General features: G+C 28.2%; 13 protein-coding genes, 1 tRNA gene and 1 pseudogene. 12 read left to right on the plus strand and 3 right to left on the minus strand.

Features of this window, described 5'->3' with window-relative positions:
• The first annotated feature begins 2 nt into the window (after positions 1-2).
• Positions 3-2411, plus strand: coding sequence for a leucine--tRNA ligase (leuS, locus tag HMPREF3045_RS03660; RefSeq protein ID WP_070737098.1), 2409 nt, complete (start codon positions 3-5; stop codon positions 2409-2411).
• Between the two features lie 36 nt (positions 2412-2447).
• On the opposite strand, the gene HMPREF3045_RS03665 is transcribed toward leuS, so the two are convergent.
• Entirely contained in the window at positions 2448-3194 is a 747-nt protein-coding gene (locus tag HMPREF3045_RS03665; RefSeq protein ID WP_070737099.1) for a hypothetical protein, read from the minus strand.
• 54 nt (positions 3195-3248) lie between these two features.
• Between HMPREF3045_RS03665 and HMPREF3045_RS03670 the strand changes: the two genes are divergently transcribed.
• Positions 3249-5429 (plus strand): DNA internalization-related competence protein ComEC/Rec2, encoded by a 2181-nt coding sequence (locus HMPREF3045_RS03670; protein ID WP_070737100.1) that lies wholly within the window; start codon positions 3249-3251, stop codon positions 5427-5429.
• Positions 5426-6439, plus strand: a complete 1014-nt coding sequence (holA, locus tag HMPREF3045_RS03675) for a DNA polymerase III subunit delta (protein ID WP_070737101.1) — start codon at positions 5426-5428, stop codon at positions 6437-6439. Before HMPREF3045_RS03670 ends, holA begins: the two co-directional genes overlap by 4 nt.
• Positions 6440-6505: 66 nt before the next feature.
• Here holA and rpsT read toward each other — a convergent pair whose 3' ends face one another.
• The gene (gene rpsT, locus HMPREF3045_RS03680; protein WP_004839050.1) at positions 6506-6772 is read right to left on the minus strand and encodes a 30S ribosomal protein S20; all 267 of its coding nucleotides are present in this window, start codon (positions 6770-6772) and stop codon (positions 6506-6508) included.
• Between the two features lie 140 nt (positions 6773-6912).
• Here rpsT and lepB point away from each other — a divergent pair, with 140 nt between their 5' ends.
• The 9 genes and pseudogenes from lepB (at position 6913) to HMPREF3045_RS03725 (ending at position 18288) form a co-directional block, all read left to right on the plus strand.
• Positions 6913-7461: a signal peptidase I gene (lepB, locus tag HMPREF3045_RS03685; protein ID WP_004839049.1), complete on the plus strand. Its 549-nt coding sequence runs from the start codon at positions 6913-6915 to the stop codon at positions 7459-7461.
• Complete coding sequence (gene lepA / locus HMPREF3045_RS03690) at positions 7461-9266, plus strand: translation elongation factor 4 (protein WP_004839048.1); 1806 nt, start codon at positions 7461-7463, stop codon at positions 9264-9266. The genes lepB and lepA overlap by 1 nt, the downstream gene beginning before the upstream one ends.
• 253 nt (positions 9267-9519) lie before the next feature.
• Complete coding sequence (gene hemW / locus HMPREF3045_RS03695) at positions 9520-10644, plus strand: radical SAM family heme chaperone HemW (protein ID WP_070737102.1); 1125 nt, start codon at positions 9520-9522, stop codon at positions 10642-10644.
• 74 nt (positions 10645-10718) lie between these two features.
• Positions 10719-11717 carry a heat-inducible transcriptional repressor HrcA gene (hrcA, locus tag HMPREF3045_RS03700; protein WP_070737103.1) on the plus strand — a complete coding sequence of 333 codons (999 nt, stop codon included), beginning with the start codon at positions 10719-10721 and terminating at the stop codon, positions 11715-11717.
• 17 nt (positions 11718-11734) lie between these two features.
• Entirely contained in the window at positions 11735-12274 is a 540-nt protein-coding gene (grpE, locus tag HMPREF3045_RS03705) for a nucleotide exchange factor GrpE (protein ID WP_070737104.1), read from the plus strand.
• An 11-nt stretch (positions 12275-12285) separates the two neighbouring features.
• Entirely contained in the window at positions 12286-14106 is a 1821-nt protein-coding gene (gene dnaK, locus HMPREF3045_RS03710; RefSeq protein WP_004839044.1) for a molecular chaperone DnaK, read from the plus strand.
• 189 nt (positions 14107-14295) lie between these two features.
• Positions 14296-15408: a molecular chaperone DnaJ gene (gene dnaJ / locus HMPREF3045_RS03715; protein ID WP_070737105.1), complete on the plus strand. Its 1113-nt coding sequence runs from the start codon at positions 14296-14298 to the stop codon at positions 15406-15408.
• The gene (mtaB, locus tag HMPREF3045_RS03720) at positions 15408-16706 is read left to right on the plus strand and encodes a tRNA (N(6)-L-threonylcarbamoyladenosine(37)-C(2))-methylthiotransferase MtaB (RefSeq protein WP_070737106.1); all 1299 of its coding nucleotides are present in this window, start codon (positions 15408-15410) and stop codon (positions 16704-16706) included. The genes dnaJ and mtaB overlap by 1 nt, the downstream gene beginning before the upstream one ends.
• A gap of 137 nt (positions 16707-16843) precedes the next feature.
• Positions 16844-18288: pseudogene (locus HMPREF3045_RS03725) on the plus strand (carbon starvation protein A).
• A 126-nt stretch (positions 18289-18414) separates the two neighbouring features.
• Here HMPREF3045_RS03725 and HMPREF3045_RS03730 read toward each other — a convergent pair.
• Positions 18415-18490 (minus strand) — tRNA-Thr (locus HMPREF3045_RS03730).
• Positions 18491-18562 lie beyond the last annotated feature (72 nt).

Consider the following 18562-nt stretch of genomic DNA (forward strand, 5'->3'; position numbering starts at 1 on the left):
AAATGAGAGAATATAATCCAAATGCCATCGAAAAAAAATGGCAAGAAAAATGGGATGAAAATGAAATTTTTAAATCAGTAATTGATAAAAATAAGAAAAAATTCTATCCACTCGTAGAATTTCCTTATCCGTCAGGTCAAGGTCTTCATGTTGGCCACCCAAGACCATACACAGCTTTAGATATTGTTGCAAGAAAAAGAAGACTTCAAGGAGAAAATGTAATTTATCCAATGGGCTGGGATGCTTTTGGACTTCCTACAGAAAATTATGCTATAAAAAATCACATTCATCCTTCAATTGTAACAAAAAATAATATCGAAAATTTCAAAGCGCAAATGAAATCTATTGGATTTTCATTTGATTGGTCCAAAGAAGTAAATACAACAGATCCAAATTATTACAAATGGACTCAATGGATTTTCATTCAATTGTATAAACATGGACTTGCTTATAAAAAAGAAATGCCAGTAAACTGGTGTCCTTCATGTAAGGTTGGTCTTGCTAATGAAGAAGTTGTAGATGGAAAATGTGAAAGATGTGGGTCAGAAGTAACTCACAAAGTTAAAAATCAATGGATGCTAAAAATCACAGAATATGCCGATAGGCTTATTGATGATTTGGACGAAGTTGATTATGAAGAAAAAATAAAAACTCAACAAAAAAATTGGATTGGAAGAAGCCACGGGGTAGAAATTAATTTTTCTTTAAAAGATAAAGATTACAAATTAAATGTCTACACAACAAGACCTGATACAATTTTTGGGGCAACTTATATGGTAATTGCACCAGAACATCCAATGCTTGAAGAATTTAAAGATGAAATCAAAAATTTGGATGATGTAAAAGAATATCAAGATTTTGCTAAGAAAAAATCAGATTTTGAAAGAAGTGAGCTTACAAAAGAAAAAACTGGCGTAATGCTTGATGGAATTTCTGCAATAAATCCTATAAATGGAAAAGAAATCCCAATTTGGATTTCAGATTATGTATTAATTTCTTATGGAACAGGAGCTATAATGGCGGTTCCTGCTCACGATGATAGGGATTTTGAATTTGCACAAAAATTTGATATGCCAATTGTTCCAGTAATTAATACAGGCGATGAAGATTTACCAACAACTTCAATTGATAAGGGGATTTTAATAAATTCAGATTTTCTAAATGGATTAAGTGTAGCAGATGCTAAAAAGAAAATGATAGAATTTGTTGAAGAAAAAAATCTAGGATCTGCTAAGGTAAATTATAAATTAAGAGATTGGGTATTTTCTAGACAAAGATATTGGGGAGAACCAATCCCAATGATTTATTGTGAAGAACACGGATGGGTTGCTGAAAAAGAAGAAAATCTTCCAATAAAATTACCAGAAGTTGAATCTTATGAAGTAACAGATGATGGCGAAAGTCCACTTTCAAAAATTGATGAATTTGTAAATACTACTTGTCCAATTTGTGGAAAGCCAGCAAAAAGAGAAACTGACACCATGCCACAATGGGCTGGATCTTCTTGGTATTATTTAAGATATACAGATCCAAATAATAATGAAGATCTTGCAAGCAAGGAAAGTTTAGATTATTACACACCAGTTGATTGGTACAATGGTGGAATGGAACATACAACTCTTCACTTATTGTATTCAAGATTTTGGCACAAATTTTTATATGATATAGGAAAAGTTCCAACAAAAGAACCATATCAAAAGAGAACTTCTCACGGAATGATTTTAGGAGAAGACCATCAAAAAATGTCAAAATCAAGAGGCAATGTTGTAAATCCTGATGATATTGTAAGAGATTATGGGGCAGATACCCTAAGATGCTATGAAATGTTTATTGGAGATTTTAGATCAACAGCTCCATGGTCAGACGAAGGCGTTAAGGGTTGTAGAAAATATTTGGAAAGAGTATTTAATCTTTATGATTTAGTTGAAGATGGCGACGAATATACAAAAGAAATTGAAATTCTAATTAACCAAACTATTAAAAAAGTAAGTGATGATTATGAATCATTAAAATATAATACAGCAATAGCTTCACTTATGAGCTTGTTAAATGAAATGAGAAATATTGGAAAAATTACCAAAAAAGATTTCAAAACTTATTTGATTTTATTAAATCCAGTTGCTCCTCACTTGACAGAAGAATTGTGGGAAGAAATTGGTTTTGAAGGCGAATTAAACCAAACTAGCTGGCCAACTTATGATGAAAGTAAACTTGAATATGATTCAATTGAACTTCCTGTTCAAGTTAATGGTAAAGTTAGGGCTACAATAAAAATTTCAAAAGATGCGAATCAAGAAGAAGCTGTAATAAGTGCAGAAAATGATCAAAATATTCAAAAAAATATAGATGGTAAGGAAATATTTAAGGTAATATATGTACCAGGAAAAATATTAAACTTGCTTGTAAAATAATAAAAAGGCTCTTGCAAAAAATTAATGCAAGAGCTTTTATTTATACCTAGATTTTTGAATAAGTGAAATTATTTTTCTGATTTTTTCAGAAGAATTTAAGTCATCAAAAGATATTTTTTTAATATTATTAATTATTTCTATATTATTATTTGTGAAATTTTTGTAGTCAGATCCTGTTATGAAATCAATAAAGAAATTTTTTTCGATTTTTTCTATAGAAAGAATAAAAATTCCTTCTAAATCTTTTGCATTATTTAAATAAACTCCAAAATTATTTTCTCGTTCAAAACCATTTATCCAAACAAAATCTTTATCCTTATTTATTTTTAATCCCAAATCAATTATTTTATTAAAAATTTTCAAAAAATCATCGGCAATAAAATCATCATAGAAATTGGAAATTTTTATTTGCCCATAAGAATTTTTGATTTTTAAAGAAACTTCCTTGTTATTATAAAATTTAGCAAACAGAGATTTAAAAATATAAAAAGCTGTATTATACGATAAATTTTTTTCTCTGGTATTTTTGTCCAAAGAAAGAATTACAGATGATTTTTGGGGTTTATTTTTTATTGTATGAACTAAATTTCCATTTATAAACTCAACGTCCAAAAGCACATTTTCCGAAATTTTTGGATTTTCATCTAATAAATAGGAAGAATTAGGCATAAAAATACTTCTGTCCAAAATTATTTTTGTTGTATCATCTTCGTATTTTCTTTTTACAATTTTGGCGCTTATTTGATTTATTTGTGGATGACTAATATATAACAAATCCTTCATAAAATTACCTCTAAATTATTATATCATATGTTATAATCATATTGGGAGAATCTTATGAGAAAAAATTTGTTTTTTTTACTTATTTCTTTAATATCTGGTATAGGAATTTATACTTATTTTGAGGCTTATGATTTTTTGTTTGGGATTATAGGCTTATTTGTATGTGGAATTTTTCTTTTTGTAAAAAAATCTTCTCTTTCTTTTTTATTTTTTGGATTTTCTCTGGGAATTTTTTTGGCATTTTTTAATTTTCATTCTTATAAGCTTGAAAAATATGATAATTTAGATTTAAATTTAACTGTTGTTGAAAAAATTAAAAATGATAATTCCTATACTTATTATGTAAAAGCAAAAAATACTGATAAAAAAATAGATGGAAAATCTACTTTTATATCTGATAAAAATTTTGAAATAGGAGATAGGTTAAGGGCAAATTGTGATATTTCTATGCCATCATCTAATACCAATCCATATTTATTTTCTTATAGGAAGTATTTATTATCTAAAAAAATAAAAAGCAAGCTTGATATAAAATCTTTTGAAAAATTGGGAGAATCTTCTTCTGTTTTTTTAAAAATCAAGAAAAATTTTAACCAATATATTAATAAGGTGTTTGAAAAAAATTTGTCTAAGGATTCTTTTTCTTTTGTAAAAGCTGTTATTCTTTCGGATAGATTTGAATATAGACAAGGTCTTTCGAAATTAGGATTAGCTCATATTTTGGCGGTTTCTGGTCTTCACATTGATTTATTGATGGCTTTGTTAATATTTTTATTGATAAAAGCAAATATTTCATTCAAGTACGCTTATCCGATTTCTTTGGGAACTTCTTTATTTTATGCCTATTTAATTTCATTTCCATTTTCGGTTTTGAGAGTTTTATTTATATACAGTTTATCTTATTTGGCATTTTTACTAAAAAAAGGCAAGGATACAGGAAAAAATCTCATTGTAGCCATGTTATTAATTTTACTGGCAAATCCTTTTGCAATTTTAAATTCTGGCTTTATTCTTTCGTTTTTGGCAGGATTTGCAATTTATGAGATTTATCCAAAACTTGTAAGGGGGAAAAATTTCTCTTATTTAAAAAAATACATAATTTTTATTCTTTGCTTGCAAATAACTTTGGCTTTTCATGTGATTTACTATTATGGATATTTTAATTTGCTTAATTTTTTTGCGAATTTTTTGGTTGTTCCAATTTTTTCTATAAGTATGTATATAATTTTTGGAATAATTATTTTGTATCCGATATTTGGAGGATTGTTAGCTGGTTTTTTCTTTATTTTGGATTTTTTGATAAAATCTATCATGGATATAGCAAATTTTTTGAGTACTTTTACAATTTTTGGCTTGAATTTTCCAAAAGAGTCGATCTTAATTAGTTTTTATTATTTAATACTTTTGTATATACTTGTGAAATTTAAAAATAAAAAACTAAGGGCAAAAAATTTTTTGGCGATTTCTATGATTATAGTGATTTTTTCTATTTTAAAAGAAAAAAATAAGCCGATTTCCTATCAAATGCTTGATATAGGGCAGGGAGATTTTTTTATTTTGGAAGATAAGGGCGATTTTTATTTGTTTGATTGTGGGGAAGTTTCTTACAAAAATTATTCATCAACTGAAAAAATAGCTATAGATTTTTTAAAGGCAAAAGGAGTTAAAAAAATCAAGGCGGTTTTTATTTCTCATGAGGATAAGGATCATTCGGGCGCTTTGGAAAAATTGAAAAATGAATTTGAAGTTGGTCCTGTAATTTCTAATATTTATAATAAAAATCTAGGGAAAAAATATAAATTTTTGGAAATGAAAGAGGGAAATATTTATAAGGGAAAAAATTTTAGCGTTGAATGTTTAGAAAATTTTTCTGGAGATGAAAATTCTAATTCTATGCCTCTTTTAATTAGGATAAATAATTTTAAAATTTTGACTATGGGAGATTTGCCAATGGAGTATGAACAAAAAGTTGCAAGAGATATTGATATTTTAAAAGTTTCCCATCATGGCTCAAGATTTTCAACTTCAAAGGATTTTGTAAATAAAACAAGTCCACAAGTCGCTTTAATTTCAGCTGGAAGAAAAAATACGTACGGACACCCATCAAAAGAAGTCTTAGATAATTTAAAAAATGTTAAAATATACAATACTCAAAAAGATGGATATTGTAAGATAGAATTTTACAAGAATTCATTTAAGGTAAAAAAATATATGAAAGGAGGATTTTTTAGATGAATTATAAGGAATTTATGGCTGAACTTTTTTCAAAAAAAAGCAGGGGAATTTATCTAATCGATTCAAAAGAAGAATATCTAAAAGAAACAATTATAGACCAAGCAAAGGATTTAATTTCTTTTCCTGACTTTAATTATATAGAAATTAAGGGCAAAAAAAGCCTTGAGGACATAAAAACTGCCATGGATACATATCCAATAATGGAAGATAAAAAAGTTGTGATTTGGAGAAATATCGACTTATCTAAAAATAATATAAAAGATTATGAGGAAATTTGTAATTTGATTATTGAAGATATAGAAAATTTAGCAGATTTTTTGACATTTATAATAATATCTGATGAAAGTGTATTTAAAGGAAAATTTTACAAGGTAATCAAAAAAAATGGAAATATTGTAGAAATTGATAGGCTAAATAATAATGAGCTTGTTTCTTTTATTGGAAAAAGATTTGTAAAAAATAATAAAAAAATCAAAAAATCTTATATAAATGAAATAATTGATAGGTTTTCATATTTAAATAAAAATTCGCAAATCGACCTTTATGAGGTTGTAAATACAGTGGATAAAATTATTGCAAATTCCGATAAAAGCGAGGTTTTATTGGAAGATGTTCACGACCAATTAGACCAAGTTTTAGATTTAAATATTTTTAATCTCACAGATGCTCTGTCAAAAAGGGATACAAAAACTGCTATGAACACATATTTATTTATGGCAAAGGATATGGATGAAATATTTAAAATTTTTTATATGCTAGTAAGACACATTAGAAATTTAATTGGAATAAAAATTTTATCAAAAGATTCTTACAATGATTCCTTTATGCAAAAATCTTTGGGTATATCAAATTTTGAACTTAGAAAAGATAAAAGTTTTATTGGGAATTTTACTTTGGATGAATTATTTGATTTGCAAGATTTTTTATATACTTGCGACTTAAAACAAAAAAGCGAAGATTTTGATATGAATTTAAATATGTTAATTTTTATAGAAAAATTTTCAAAATAAAAAAATCGACTCATTCTAATCTTGGCGACTTTTCTAAGTCGCAAGTTTGAATGAACCGACTAAAAATTAAGCGTTTAATGAATTTAATTTTTTAGCTAATCTTGAAGTTGTTCTACTAGCTTGATTTTTGTGAATTATGTTTTTAGCTGCTGCTTGTTTTACTTTTTTATCAACAGTTTTGAAAAGTTCATTAGCTTTTTCGCTATCATTATTTGCAATAGCTTCTTCAAATTTTTTAACATAAGTTTTTATTTCAGATTTTGCTGATTTATTTCTAGCAGTTTGTTTTCTTGTTACATCAATTCTTTTTATTGCTGATTTAATGTTTGCCATTTTTTCACCCCCAATTTATATCGACTGATTTATTTTACCATAAAACTATATTTATTACAAATCTTTATAAATTTTAAATATTAAAATATTTGGAACTTTTGAGATATTCGTTTATAATTATAAAATGAGAGAGGTGTTATATGACAGAAAAATCTAATGATTTAGAATTTCTTGATTGGATAAAAACAATACTTTTGGCATTGGCAATTGCTTTTGTTATAAAAATTTTTATAATGGATGCAACAAAAGTTGAAGGAAATTCTATGCTAAATACATTACATAGTGGCGATATGCTATTTGTTGACAAAGTTTCAAAACATTTTAAGGGATACAATAGGGCAGATATTGTAATAATTAATGCTCCAGACCAAGAAGATACTTTGTATATAAAAAGAATAGTTGGTATGCCAGGAGATAATATAGAAGTAAAAGATGGAAATGTGTATGTAAACGGAGAAATCTACGAAGAAAATTATATAAATAACGAAGAAACCCTAACGACAAATGAAAATTCATCTTGGGAAGTTGGCGAAGGAGAATATTTTGTTATGGGAGATAATAGACTTCCAAATGCAAGCAATGATTCAAGAAATTTTGGTCCGATTTCCGAAGAAAAAATTGTAGGGCATGCATTTTTAAGATTTTTCCCAATTTATGATATAGGATTTGTAGATAAGGAAAACAGATAATGAAGAAAAAAGAGAATATTAGAAATTTCTCTATAATTGCTCATATTGACCATGGAAAATCGACTCTTGCAGATAGGCTTATAGAAAAAACAGAGTCTGTTGCAAAAAGAGATATAAATGATCAAATGTTAGATAGCATGGAGCTTGAGCAAGAAAGAGGAATAACCATAAAATTAAAATCAGTAAAGTTAAAATACAAGGCTAATGATGGAAAAATTTACGATTTAAATTTGATTGATACTCCAGGCCATGTTGACTTTACTTATGAAGTTTCAAGATCACTAAAAGCTTGCGAAGGAGCAATTTTGGTTGTTGATGCTTCCCAAGGAGTTGAAGCTCAAACTTTGGCAAATACTTACCTTGCACTTGAACAAGATTTGGAAATTTTGCCAGTTTTAAATAAAATTGACCTTGAAAGTGCAAGAGTCGAAGAAACAAAAGAAGAAATAGAAAATCAAATTGGTCTTGATACAGAAAATATTCCCTTAATTTCTGCAAAAACTGGTTTAAATATTGAAGATGTACTTGAAGATATTATAGAAAATGTTCCAGCCCCAGAAGACCATGATGACAAACCATTAAAGGCTTTGATTTTTGATTCATATTATGATTCATACAGGGGAGTAATTTGCTATGTGAGAATTTTTGAAGGAAGTGTAAAAGCAGGCGATGAAATTTTGATGATGGCAAGTGGAAAATCCTACGAAGTAACTGGCGTAGGATATACTATGAAAAATAGAATTGAAACCAAAGAATTAAAAAGCGGAGATGTAGGATTTATTGAAGCAAGCATAAAAGATATTAGAAATGCGAGAGTTGGAGATACAATTACCTTAAAAAATAATCCAACACAAAAAGCACTTTCTGGTTATAAGGAAGTTTTGCCAATGGTTTATTCTGGAATTTATCCAGCTGAAGGAGAATCATTTAACAAATTAAAAGATTCATTGGAAAAGCTTCAAGTAAATGATGCGTCTTTAGTTTTTGAACAAGAAAATTCACAAGCTCTTGGTGTTGGATTAAGGTGTGGATTTCTAGGTCTTTTGCACATGGATATTATTACAGCAAGACTTGAAAGAGAATATGATTTAGATATAATCGCAACAGCACCATCAGTAATTTATAAGGTAAAAACAAAAGGACACGAAGAAAAAAAATTAGAAAATCCTAATGATTTTCCTCCACCATCAGAAATTGAATATGTAAAAGAGCCTATTACAATTTCTGAAATTATGACTCCAAAAGAATATATAGGACCTGTAATGGAACTTGCTCAAGCAAGAAGAGGAGATCTTATAGATATGTCATATATTGACGAAAATAGGGTTTCAATAAAATATAAAATTCCTTTGAACGAAGTAATTTATAACTTTTTTGATTCTTTAAAATCAAGATCAAAAGGATATGCTTCGCTTGATTATGAAGTTGTAGATTATGAAGAAAGTAATCTAATAAAACTTGATATAAAAATCAATGAAGATAAAGTCGATGCTCTATCTACAATTGTTCACAAAGATTTTGCCTATGCTAGGGGAAGATCAATTGTCGAAAAATTGAAAGATCAAATTCCAAGACAACAATTTGCAATTCCAATTCAAGCTACAATCGATTCAAAAGTTATAGCAAGAGAAACAGTAAAAGCTTTGAGAAAAGATGTAATTGCAAAATGCTACGGTGGAGATATATCAAGAAAGAAAAAACTTTTAGAAAAACAAAAAGAAGGAAAGAAGAGGATGAGACAATTAGGAAGCGTACAAATTCCACAAGATGCCTTCCTTGCTGTTTTGAAATATGATGATGAATAAAGCTTTTATCTAGCTTCAAATTAAAAAAAACCTTCAAGCACGAATATCTGACTACAAAAATTTTTGATTTCTAAATCAAAAACTTCTAAAAACCGTAAACTCGCTACGCTCAGACATACGGTTTTTTAACGAAGTTTTTAATTTGAAATCAAGTAAATTTTTTCCGTATGATATTCTTTGCATGAAGGTTTTCTAAATTAATTAAGTGAAGTTAGTAAGGCTTTTTTATTTTTGAAAAATTTAAGGAGAAAATATGGAAAAAATTGGAATCTATATTCATATTCCTTTTTGTAAGAAAAAATGTTTTTATTGCGATTTTACAGCCTTTCAAAATTTAGAATCTTGGATTGATTCGTATTTTGAAAATTTAAAAAAAGAAATAATCTTGTACCAAAAAAATATGAACGTAGAAGTCGATTCTATTTATATTGGTGGAGGTACACCAACTTACGTTGATTATCATTATATAATTGAGCTTGTAGAAATTTTGAAAAATTTTGATTTAAGTCATGTAAAAGAATTTACAATTGAGGCAAATCCAAATTCTTTGACTTTGGAGAAATTAAAAGCCTACAAGAACTTGGGAATAAATAGAATTTCTCTTGGTGTCCAATCTTTTGATGATAAAGTTTTAAAAAAAATTGGCAGGGACCATAATAAGGAAATTGTCTTAAAAGATATAGAAAATATAAGAAAAGCAGGTTTTAAAAATCTATCTTTAGATATGATTTTAAATCTGCCTGGTGGAAATTTTGATTCTATAAAAAATGATTTGGAGATAATAAAAAAGATAAATCCAGAACATTTATCTTATTATTCTTTAATACTTGAAAAAGGATCACATTTTTATAGTTTGTATAAGAAAAATAAGCTTGATTTGATGGATGATGATTTGGAAAGAGATATTTTTTCTTATATTGAAAAATATTTGAAAGATTTGGGACTAAATAGGTATGAAATTTCTAATTTTTCAAAAAAGGGATTTGAATCTTACCACAACAAAAAATATTGGTCAGAAGGTGGATACCTTGCCTTTGGACTTGGTGCATCTGGATTTTTGTCAAATGTAAGATATAATAACGTAAAAAATTTTGTAAAATATGAAAAATTAATTAATGAAGGAAAATTTCCAATAGAATTTAGAGAATTTATTTCAGAAGATGAAAGAGAAAAAGAATATATAATTTTTAAATTAAGAGAAGTGGAAGGGATCAACTTAAAAGAATTTGAAAATATTTTTGGGCATTCTCTTTTAGAAAAGTATAGTGAAATAGTTGAAAAATTTTATAAAGAAGGATTTTTTGAAATTGATAAAAATTTAAGATTTACTCACAAGGGTTTTGATTTATCAAATGAATTTTATATTGAAATAATATAACTTGCAAAAAGAAATTTACCTAGTATATTATAATTAGCAGTCAGATAATTGGAGTGCTAAATGAGGTGAAAATAATGAACGAGAGAAAGAAGATGATACTCTTTTCCATTATAAACTCATACGTTAATCTTGGAGAGCCTATTGGTTCAAATTCATTACTTAATGAATATTCTCTAGATATTTCGTCTGCAACAATTAGAAATGAGATGAGCACTCTTGAAAAAATGGGGCTTTTAGAAAAAGCTCACACATCGGGAGGAAGATACCCATCTGATAAAGGTTACAGACTTTATGTAAATAATTTATTAGAAAATTCATTAAATGAAAAAGAAGATGAAAATTTAGAAAAAATTCTTGATAAAAGATATGGCAATGTTTCAAAAATTGTGGAGACTGCAACACTGCTTCTTTCAAAAATGACAAATCTTACAGCTGTTTCTTACACTATAAGAAACAATATTACTAAAGTCATAAATTTAGAACTTTTAAAAATTGATCCTAATATGCTTTTGTTTGTTGTAGTTTATGATAATGCAAGTATTGTAAGCGATAGAATTTATATAAGTGAAGAAATTAATGATGATAAATTAATAGAAATTTCTAGGACTTTAAAACAAAACATTGAAGGAAAAAATTTAAAAGACCTTGCAAAAATTTTTGAAAAAATCAAAAATTCTGGCTTTAAGCAATATGAGAATTTGTTAGATATTTTGGAGAAAAAAATCAACAATGATTCTTTAAGTGATTTGACAAAAGAAGTTATTATAAAGGGACTAGGCAATATTTTTAATTTTAAAGAATTTGAAGATCCAATTAAGGCTAGAGAGTTTATTAAGATATTTGATAGTAAGGAAAGAATTTGGGAATTAATTGAAAATTCTAACAACGAATTACAAATTACTATTGGTGATGAAAATGAGATAAATGAATTGAAAGATAATACAATCATAACTTCACATTTTAATTATGACAAAGACATTGTAGGCCAAATTGGAATTATAGGACTTACAAGAATTGATTATAAGGAAGTTATTTCTGACATCAAACTAATATCAGATTTACTTAGCAAATAATAAGGTAGGTGTTTAAGGTGGACAATGAAAAAAAGCATGATGAAAATGTTGAACAAGAAGAAAATATAGATGAACAACTAGAAGAAATTGATGCTGAAATAGTTGATGAAGATGGTAATGTTGAAGAAGAATTGCCAAATGATGACGATAATGAATATAAAGAAAAATACCAAAGACTATTGGCAGATTTTACAAATTTCAAAAAAAGAGAAGAAAAAGCAAGAACAGATTTTAAAAAGTTCGCTTCATCAAATTTAATCGAAGAGCTTTTACCAGTTTTAGATAATTTTGATAGGGCACTTAAAGATCAAGACAGCGAAGACTCTTTTGTTAAAGGAATAATGATGACAAGAGATTCTTTTTGGAAAGTTTTGGAAAAAGAAGGACTTGAAGAAATCGAATCTGATGGAGTAGAATTTGATCCAAATTTCCATCACGCTTTTCAAACAGAAGAAAACGAAGATTTTAAATCAAATTATATTATAGAAACCTATCAAAAAGGATACAAACTAAATGATAGAGTTATAAGACCAAGTATGGTTAAAGTTGCAAAATAGGAGGAATTAATATGGCAAAAATTATAGGAATTGATTTAGGAACAACAAACTCAGCAGTTGCCGTTATGGAAGGTGGGGATTCAACAATAATCCCAAATACTGAAGGAAACAGAACAACACCATCAGTTGTAGCATTTACAAAAGATGGAGAAAGACTTGTTGGAGAAACTGCAAAAAGACAAGCAATAACAAATCCAGACAGAACAATCTCATCAATCAAAAGAGAAATGGGATCAGATTTTAAAACAAATGAAATTGATGGAAATTCTTACACACCAGAAGAAGTTTCAGCAATGATTTTACAAAAATTAAAATCAGATGCAGAAAGTTATTTAAATGATACAGTAACAGATGCTGTAATTACAGTTCCTGCTTACTTTACAGATGCTCAAAGACAAGCTACAAAAGACGCTGGAAAAATTGCAGGCTTAAATGTAAAAAGAATTATAAACGAACCAACAGCAGCAGCCCTTGCATACGGAATGGACAAAGAAACTGATCAAGCAAAAATTATGGTTTACGACCTTGGTGGTGGTACATTCGACGTTTCAATTCTAGAAGTTGGAGATGGAGTATTTGAAGTTTTATCAACAAGAGGAAATAATAAATTAGGTGGAGATGACTTTGATAATAGATTAGTTGAATACTTAGCAGCTGAATTTAAAAAAGAAACTGGCGTTGATTTAACAAAAGATCTTACAGCTATGCAAAGATTAAAAGATGCAGCAGAAAAAGCTAAAAAAGAATTATCATCAACAAAAACAACGAATGTAAACTTACCATTTATTACAGCAGTTGATGGACAACCAGTTCACTTAGACCTAACAGTTACAAGAGCAAAATTTGATGAATTAACTCATGATCTTGTTGAAGCAACAAGAAAACCAGTTGAAGATGCCCTAAAAGATGCTTCATTATCATCAAGTGATATAGAAAAAGTATTACTTGTAGGTGGATCATCAAGAATTCCTGCAGTTCAAGATTTAGTTAAAAATATAATTGGAAAAGAACCACAAAGAGATATAAACCCAGATGAATGTGTTGCACTTGGTGCTGCAATTCAAGGTGGAGTTTTAACAGGAGAAGTTAAAGATTTATTACTTCTTGACGTTACACCACTTTCATTAGGAATTGAAACTCTTGGTGGAGTTGCTACAAAATTAATAGAAAGAAATACAACAATTCCAACTAAAAAATCTCAAATCTTTACAACAGCTGCGGATGGACAAACTGACGTAGATATTCACGTTGTACAAGGCGAAAGAGAAATGGCAGCAGACAACACCACTCTTGGTAGATTCCAACTTACTGGAATTCCTGCAGCAAGACGTGGAGTTCCACAAATCGAAGTTACATTTGATATAGATGCAAATGGTATTGTAAATGTATCTGCAAAAGACCAAGGAAGTGGAAAAGAACAAAAAATTACTATCACATCATCAACAAACTTAACTGATGAAGAAATAGATAAAAAAGTAAAAGAAGCTGAAAAATTTGCTGAAGATGATAAAAAGAAAAAAGAAAGTATTGAAGTTAAAAACAATGCTGAATCATTAGTTTACCAAGCAAGAAAAACTCTTGAAGATGCAAAAGTTGAAGGAAGCGAAAAAGATAAGATTGAAGAAAAAATCAAAGATCTTGAAGCTAGCATTAAAGCTGACAATACTGAAGACATCAAAGCAAAAACAGAAGCTCTACAACAAGAAATCTACTCAATGAGCGAAGCAATGTATAAAAACGCTCAAGCAAGTCAAGAAGGTCAAAACGCTGGAAAAGCAGATGATGATGTAGTAGATGCAGATTATGAAGTTGTAGATGACGATGAAGAATAAAAATAAATAAAATTTAAAGAATAGGAAGCCTTGCTTCTTATTCTTTATTTTTATTTTAAATTTTAAAATATAATTTAATTTTTTTATCAAAGTGGTATAATAGATGAGCTTAGATAAAAAGATAAAATTATAAATTAAGATAGGACAAATAAATTAGCAATAATTTATTTTTTTTATATTGGAGGATAAATGAAAGACCCTTATGAATTATTAGAAGTTGACAAAAATGTCACTGATTCTGAATTAAAAAGAAAATATAGGAAACTTGCAAAAAAATATCATCCAGATTTAAATCCAGATGACGAAGAAGCTCAAGAAAAATTTAAAGAAATATCTGAAGCCTACGAAATTTTATCTGATCCACAAAAAAAACGTCAATATGATACTTACGGAGCAGCTGCATTTGAAAATGGTGGAGCTGGCGGATTTTCTGGTGGCTTTGGCGGATTTGATGATATATTTGGGGACATATTTGGAGACATTTTTTCTCAAGGAAGAAGTCAAAATAGAAAAAGACCAAGAAAAGGTTCTGATATTCAACAAGTTATAAAATTAACTTTCAAAGAATCAGCTTTTGGAATTTCTAAAGAAATTCAAGTAAGAAGAGAAGTTGAATGTGAAACTTGTAACGGCAAAGGCGCAAAAGATGAAAGTAAAATTAAAACTTGTCCTAAGTGTAATGGAACGGGCGTTATAAATAATATAAGCCAAACTCCATTTGGAACTGTTTCTCGCCAAACAACTTGTGATAATTGCCATGGATCTGGTGAAATAATTGAAGAAAAATGTCCAGATTGCCATGGAACAGGAAGAAAAATTAAAAATGAAAAAATAAAAATTGATATACCATCAGGTGTTGAAAATGATTCTGTAATGAGAGTTGTTGGAAAAGGAAATGCTGGAGAAAATGGTGGTTCTTATGGAGATTTGTATATAATTTTAAAAGTTGAAGAACACGAAATTTTTAAAAGAGATGGACTTGATATTTATTATGAGATGCCAATTTCTTTTGCAACAGCAGCTTTGGGTGGAAATGTAGAAGTTCCTACTCTTACAACAACTCAAGAATATCATATCCCAGCAGGAACTCAAACAGGAAGTAAATTTAGAATTAAAAATGAAGGAATAAAATCTGATAGATTTAAAAGACAAGGAGACCTTTATTTTTATGTAAAAGTTATTACTCCAACAAAATTATCCAAGGAACAAAAGGAAAAATTAAAAGAGTTTGCTGAAATATCTGGCGATGAGGTAAAAGAAGACAAGAACTTTTTTGAAAAATTAAAGGATTTGTTTGATTAATGAAAAAAACATTTAATATAAAAACTTTAGGATGTAAAGTAAACCAATATGAATCAGAGGCCATAGAAGAATTATTTAAAAAAAGAGGATTTGAAAAAAAAGAAGAAAATGCTGATATTTATGTTATAAATACTTGCACAGTAACAAATATGAGCGATAGAAAATCCAGACAAACTATTTCAAAAGCTAGAAAAGAAAATAAAGATGCAGTAATTGCAGTTATTGGTTGCTATTCACAAGTAAAGGCTGATGAAGTAAAAAAAATTGATGGCGTTGATATAATTTTGGGATCTAGAAACAAAGAAGAAGTGGTTGACCTTTGCGAAAATTTCATTAAAAATAATGAAAAAATGGAAGATGTTGAAGAATTTTCAATAGGAGAAGCTATTGAAGATTTAGAAATTTCAAAACAAGCTGATATGACTCGAGCTTATATAAAAATTCAAGACGGTTGCAATATGTATTGCTCATATTGTTTGATTCCTTATGCAAGAGGAAATATTGCATCAAGGGATTTGGTTTCAATAATTGATGAGGCAAAAAGACTTAGGGATAATGGTTATAAGGAGATTGTCCTTACAGGAATTCATGTTGCAAGTTATGGAAAAGATTTTGATTTGGATATTTCGTTAATAGATGTAATTGAACACATTGCAAAAATTGATGGGATAGAAAGAATTAGATTATCATCAATGGAGCCAAGACATATTGGTAGGGAATTTTTGCAAAGAATGAAAGATACAAAAAAAGCTTGTGATCATTTTCATTTATCCCTCCAATCAGGTTCTGATGATGTTTTAAAATTAATGAATAGAAAATATACCACAAAAATTTTTAAAGAAAAAGTAGATTTGATTAGGGAATATTTTCCAAATGCAGGACTTACAACAGATATAATTGTAGGGTTTCCAAATGAGAGCGAAAAAAATCACGAAGAAACTAAAAACTTTGTAAAAGATATTAAATTTTCCAAAACTCATCTTTTCAAATATTCAAAAAGAGATGGAACGAAGGCTGCTAGTATGAAAAATCAAGTTGATGGAAACATTAAAAAACGTAGGTCAAAGGAATTATCTGAAATTGAAAAAGAAATTTCTCATAAATTTTTAGATAAGCAAATTGGAAAAACTCTTTCAGTTTTATTTGAAACAAAAACAGAACTTGATGGATATAGGTCAGGATATTCTACAAATTATTTAAGGGTTCATAGCAAGGATAGAGTAGAAATTAATGAAATAAAAAATGTAAAAATAACTCAACGAATAGATGATTATTTGATTGGAGATATAATAGATTAAGTCAGCTAAGCTGGCTTTTTTTATGAAAATTATTGTATATAATTTATTTATTTACTATAAATTATATAAAAATTTTGAATTTTATTTTTTATTGTTCTATAATTAAATTGAATTAATTATATACATAAGGAGGATTTATGGTATTATTTTTTGTAGGTCTTGCCTTTCTTATTTTGGGGGGAGTTTTTTATTCAAAAGTTGTTGAAGGTCAATTTCAACCTGATGATAGACAAACTCCAGCTTTAAGAAAAGCAGATGGTGTAGATTATGTAAAAATAAGAACTGGCTAATTAACTTGTTAAATATTGCTGGTACTGGACCAATTCTTGGACCAATCCAAGGAATTTTATTTGGACCAATTGCATTTTTGGCTATTCCTCTTGGATGTGTTTTTGCTGGAGCTGTGCATGATTATTTTACTGGTATGATTTCAATGAGAAATGGTGGAAGTCAAGTACCAAAACTTGTTGGAAAATATTTAGGAACAAATGTCAGAAGAATTTATAATGTTATTATTGCGATTCTTTTGCTTTTAACAGGAACTGTTTTTGTTTATACTCCTGGAGATTTGATTTCAAATGATATTATGGGACTTGACCCTAATTCAAATGTTATTTGGATAATTTATGGATTGATTTTTGTTTATTATATTCTTTCAACAATCTTACCAATTGATAAATTAATTGGAAAAATTTATCCGATTTTTGGAGCATTTTTACTTATTTCTTCAGTTGGAGTTTTTATTGGAATTATTATGAAAGGGCTTCCATATCTTCAATTTGAAGGCTATGGATTATTATATGATCACCCAGCAGGACAAAAATTTATTCCTTCATTTTTTATAACTGTAGCTTGTGGTATTCTTTCAGGATTCCATGGCTCACAAGTTACTCTTGTTTCAAGAACTGTTTCTAAAGAAAAAGAGGGAGTAGCTACATTTTATTCTACAATGATTACAGAAGGACTAATTGCAATGATATGGGCAGCAGGAGCTCTTGTTTTATTTTCATCTGGAAAAGCACCACTTGATACTGCTGGAACATTAATGGTTGGACAAATTTCTAAAAATTTCATGGGTTCAATTGGTGGATATTTGGCAATAATTGGTGTAATAGCTCTCCCAATTACAAGTGGAGATACAGCATTTAGATCACTTAGACTTATAGTTTCAGAAGAGTTAAACATTGATCAAAGATCAAATGCAAAAAGAGCAGGCGTTGCAGCAGTTTTATTTGTCCCAGCAATAGCAATTTTATATTTTGCAAAATCAAATCCTAACGGATTTAATATTTTATGGAGATATTTTGGTTTTACAAATCAACTTGTGGCAGTATTTGCCCTAGGAGTTGCTACAACTTATTTGATAACACAAAACAAAAATTATTTTATAACTTTAGTACCAGGAATATTTTATACTTTTATAGTATTTACATTTATTATAAGTGCAAAAAATATTGGCTTTGGACTTGATATTAAAATATCTTATGTAATTGGAGCAATTCTTGCAATACTTTATGCAGTATTTGTTGTGAAAAATGCAAATAAAAGAAGAAACGAAATAAATAATATTGTATTAGATTAATTCACTAAAAGATCAGAGCAATCTGGTCTTTTTTTATTGAAAATAATAAAAAAATATAAAAGCAATTTTAAAAATTTCTTAGTATCTTTAAACTAAAATAACCGCCAATTTGGCGGTTAAAATATTTGGAGCTGGAAACAGGACTTGAACCCGCAACCTTTTGTTTACGATACAATTGCTCTACCGATTGAGCTATTCCAGCATATAAATTTATTATACGAAAATTTAAAATTTATTCAATATAGATAGATTTCAATTTTTTTTTATATTTGGT

The sequence above is a fragment of the Anaerococcus sp. HMSC075B03 genome (genome assembly GCF_001815585.1).
GTDB lineage: Bacteria > Bacillota > Clostridia > Tissierellales > Peptoniphilaceae > Anaerococcus > Anaerococcus vaginalis.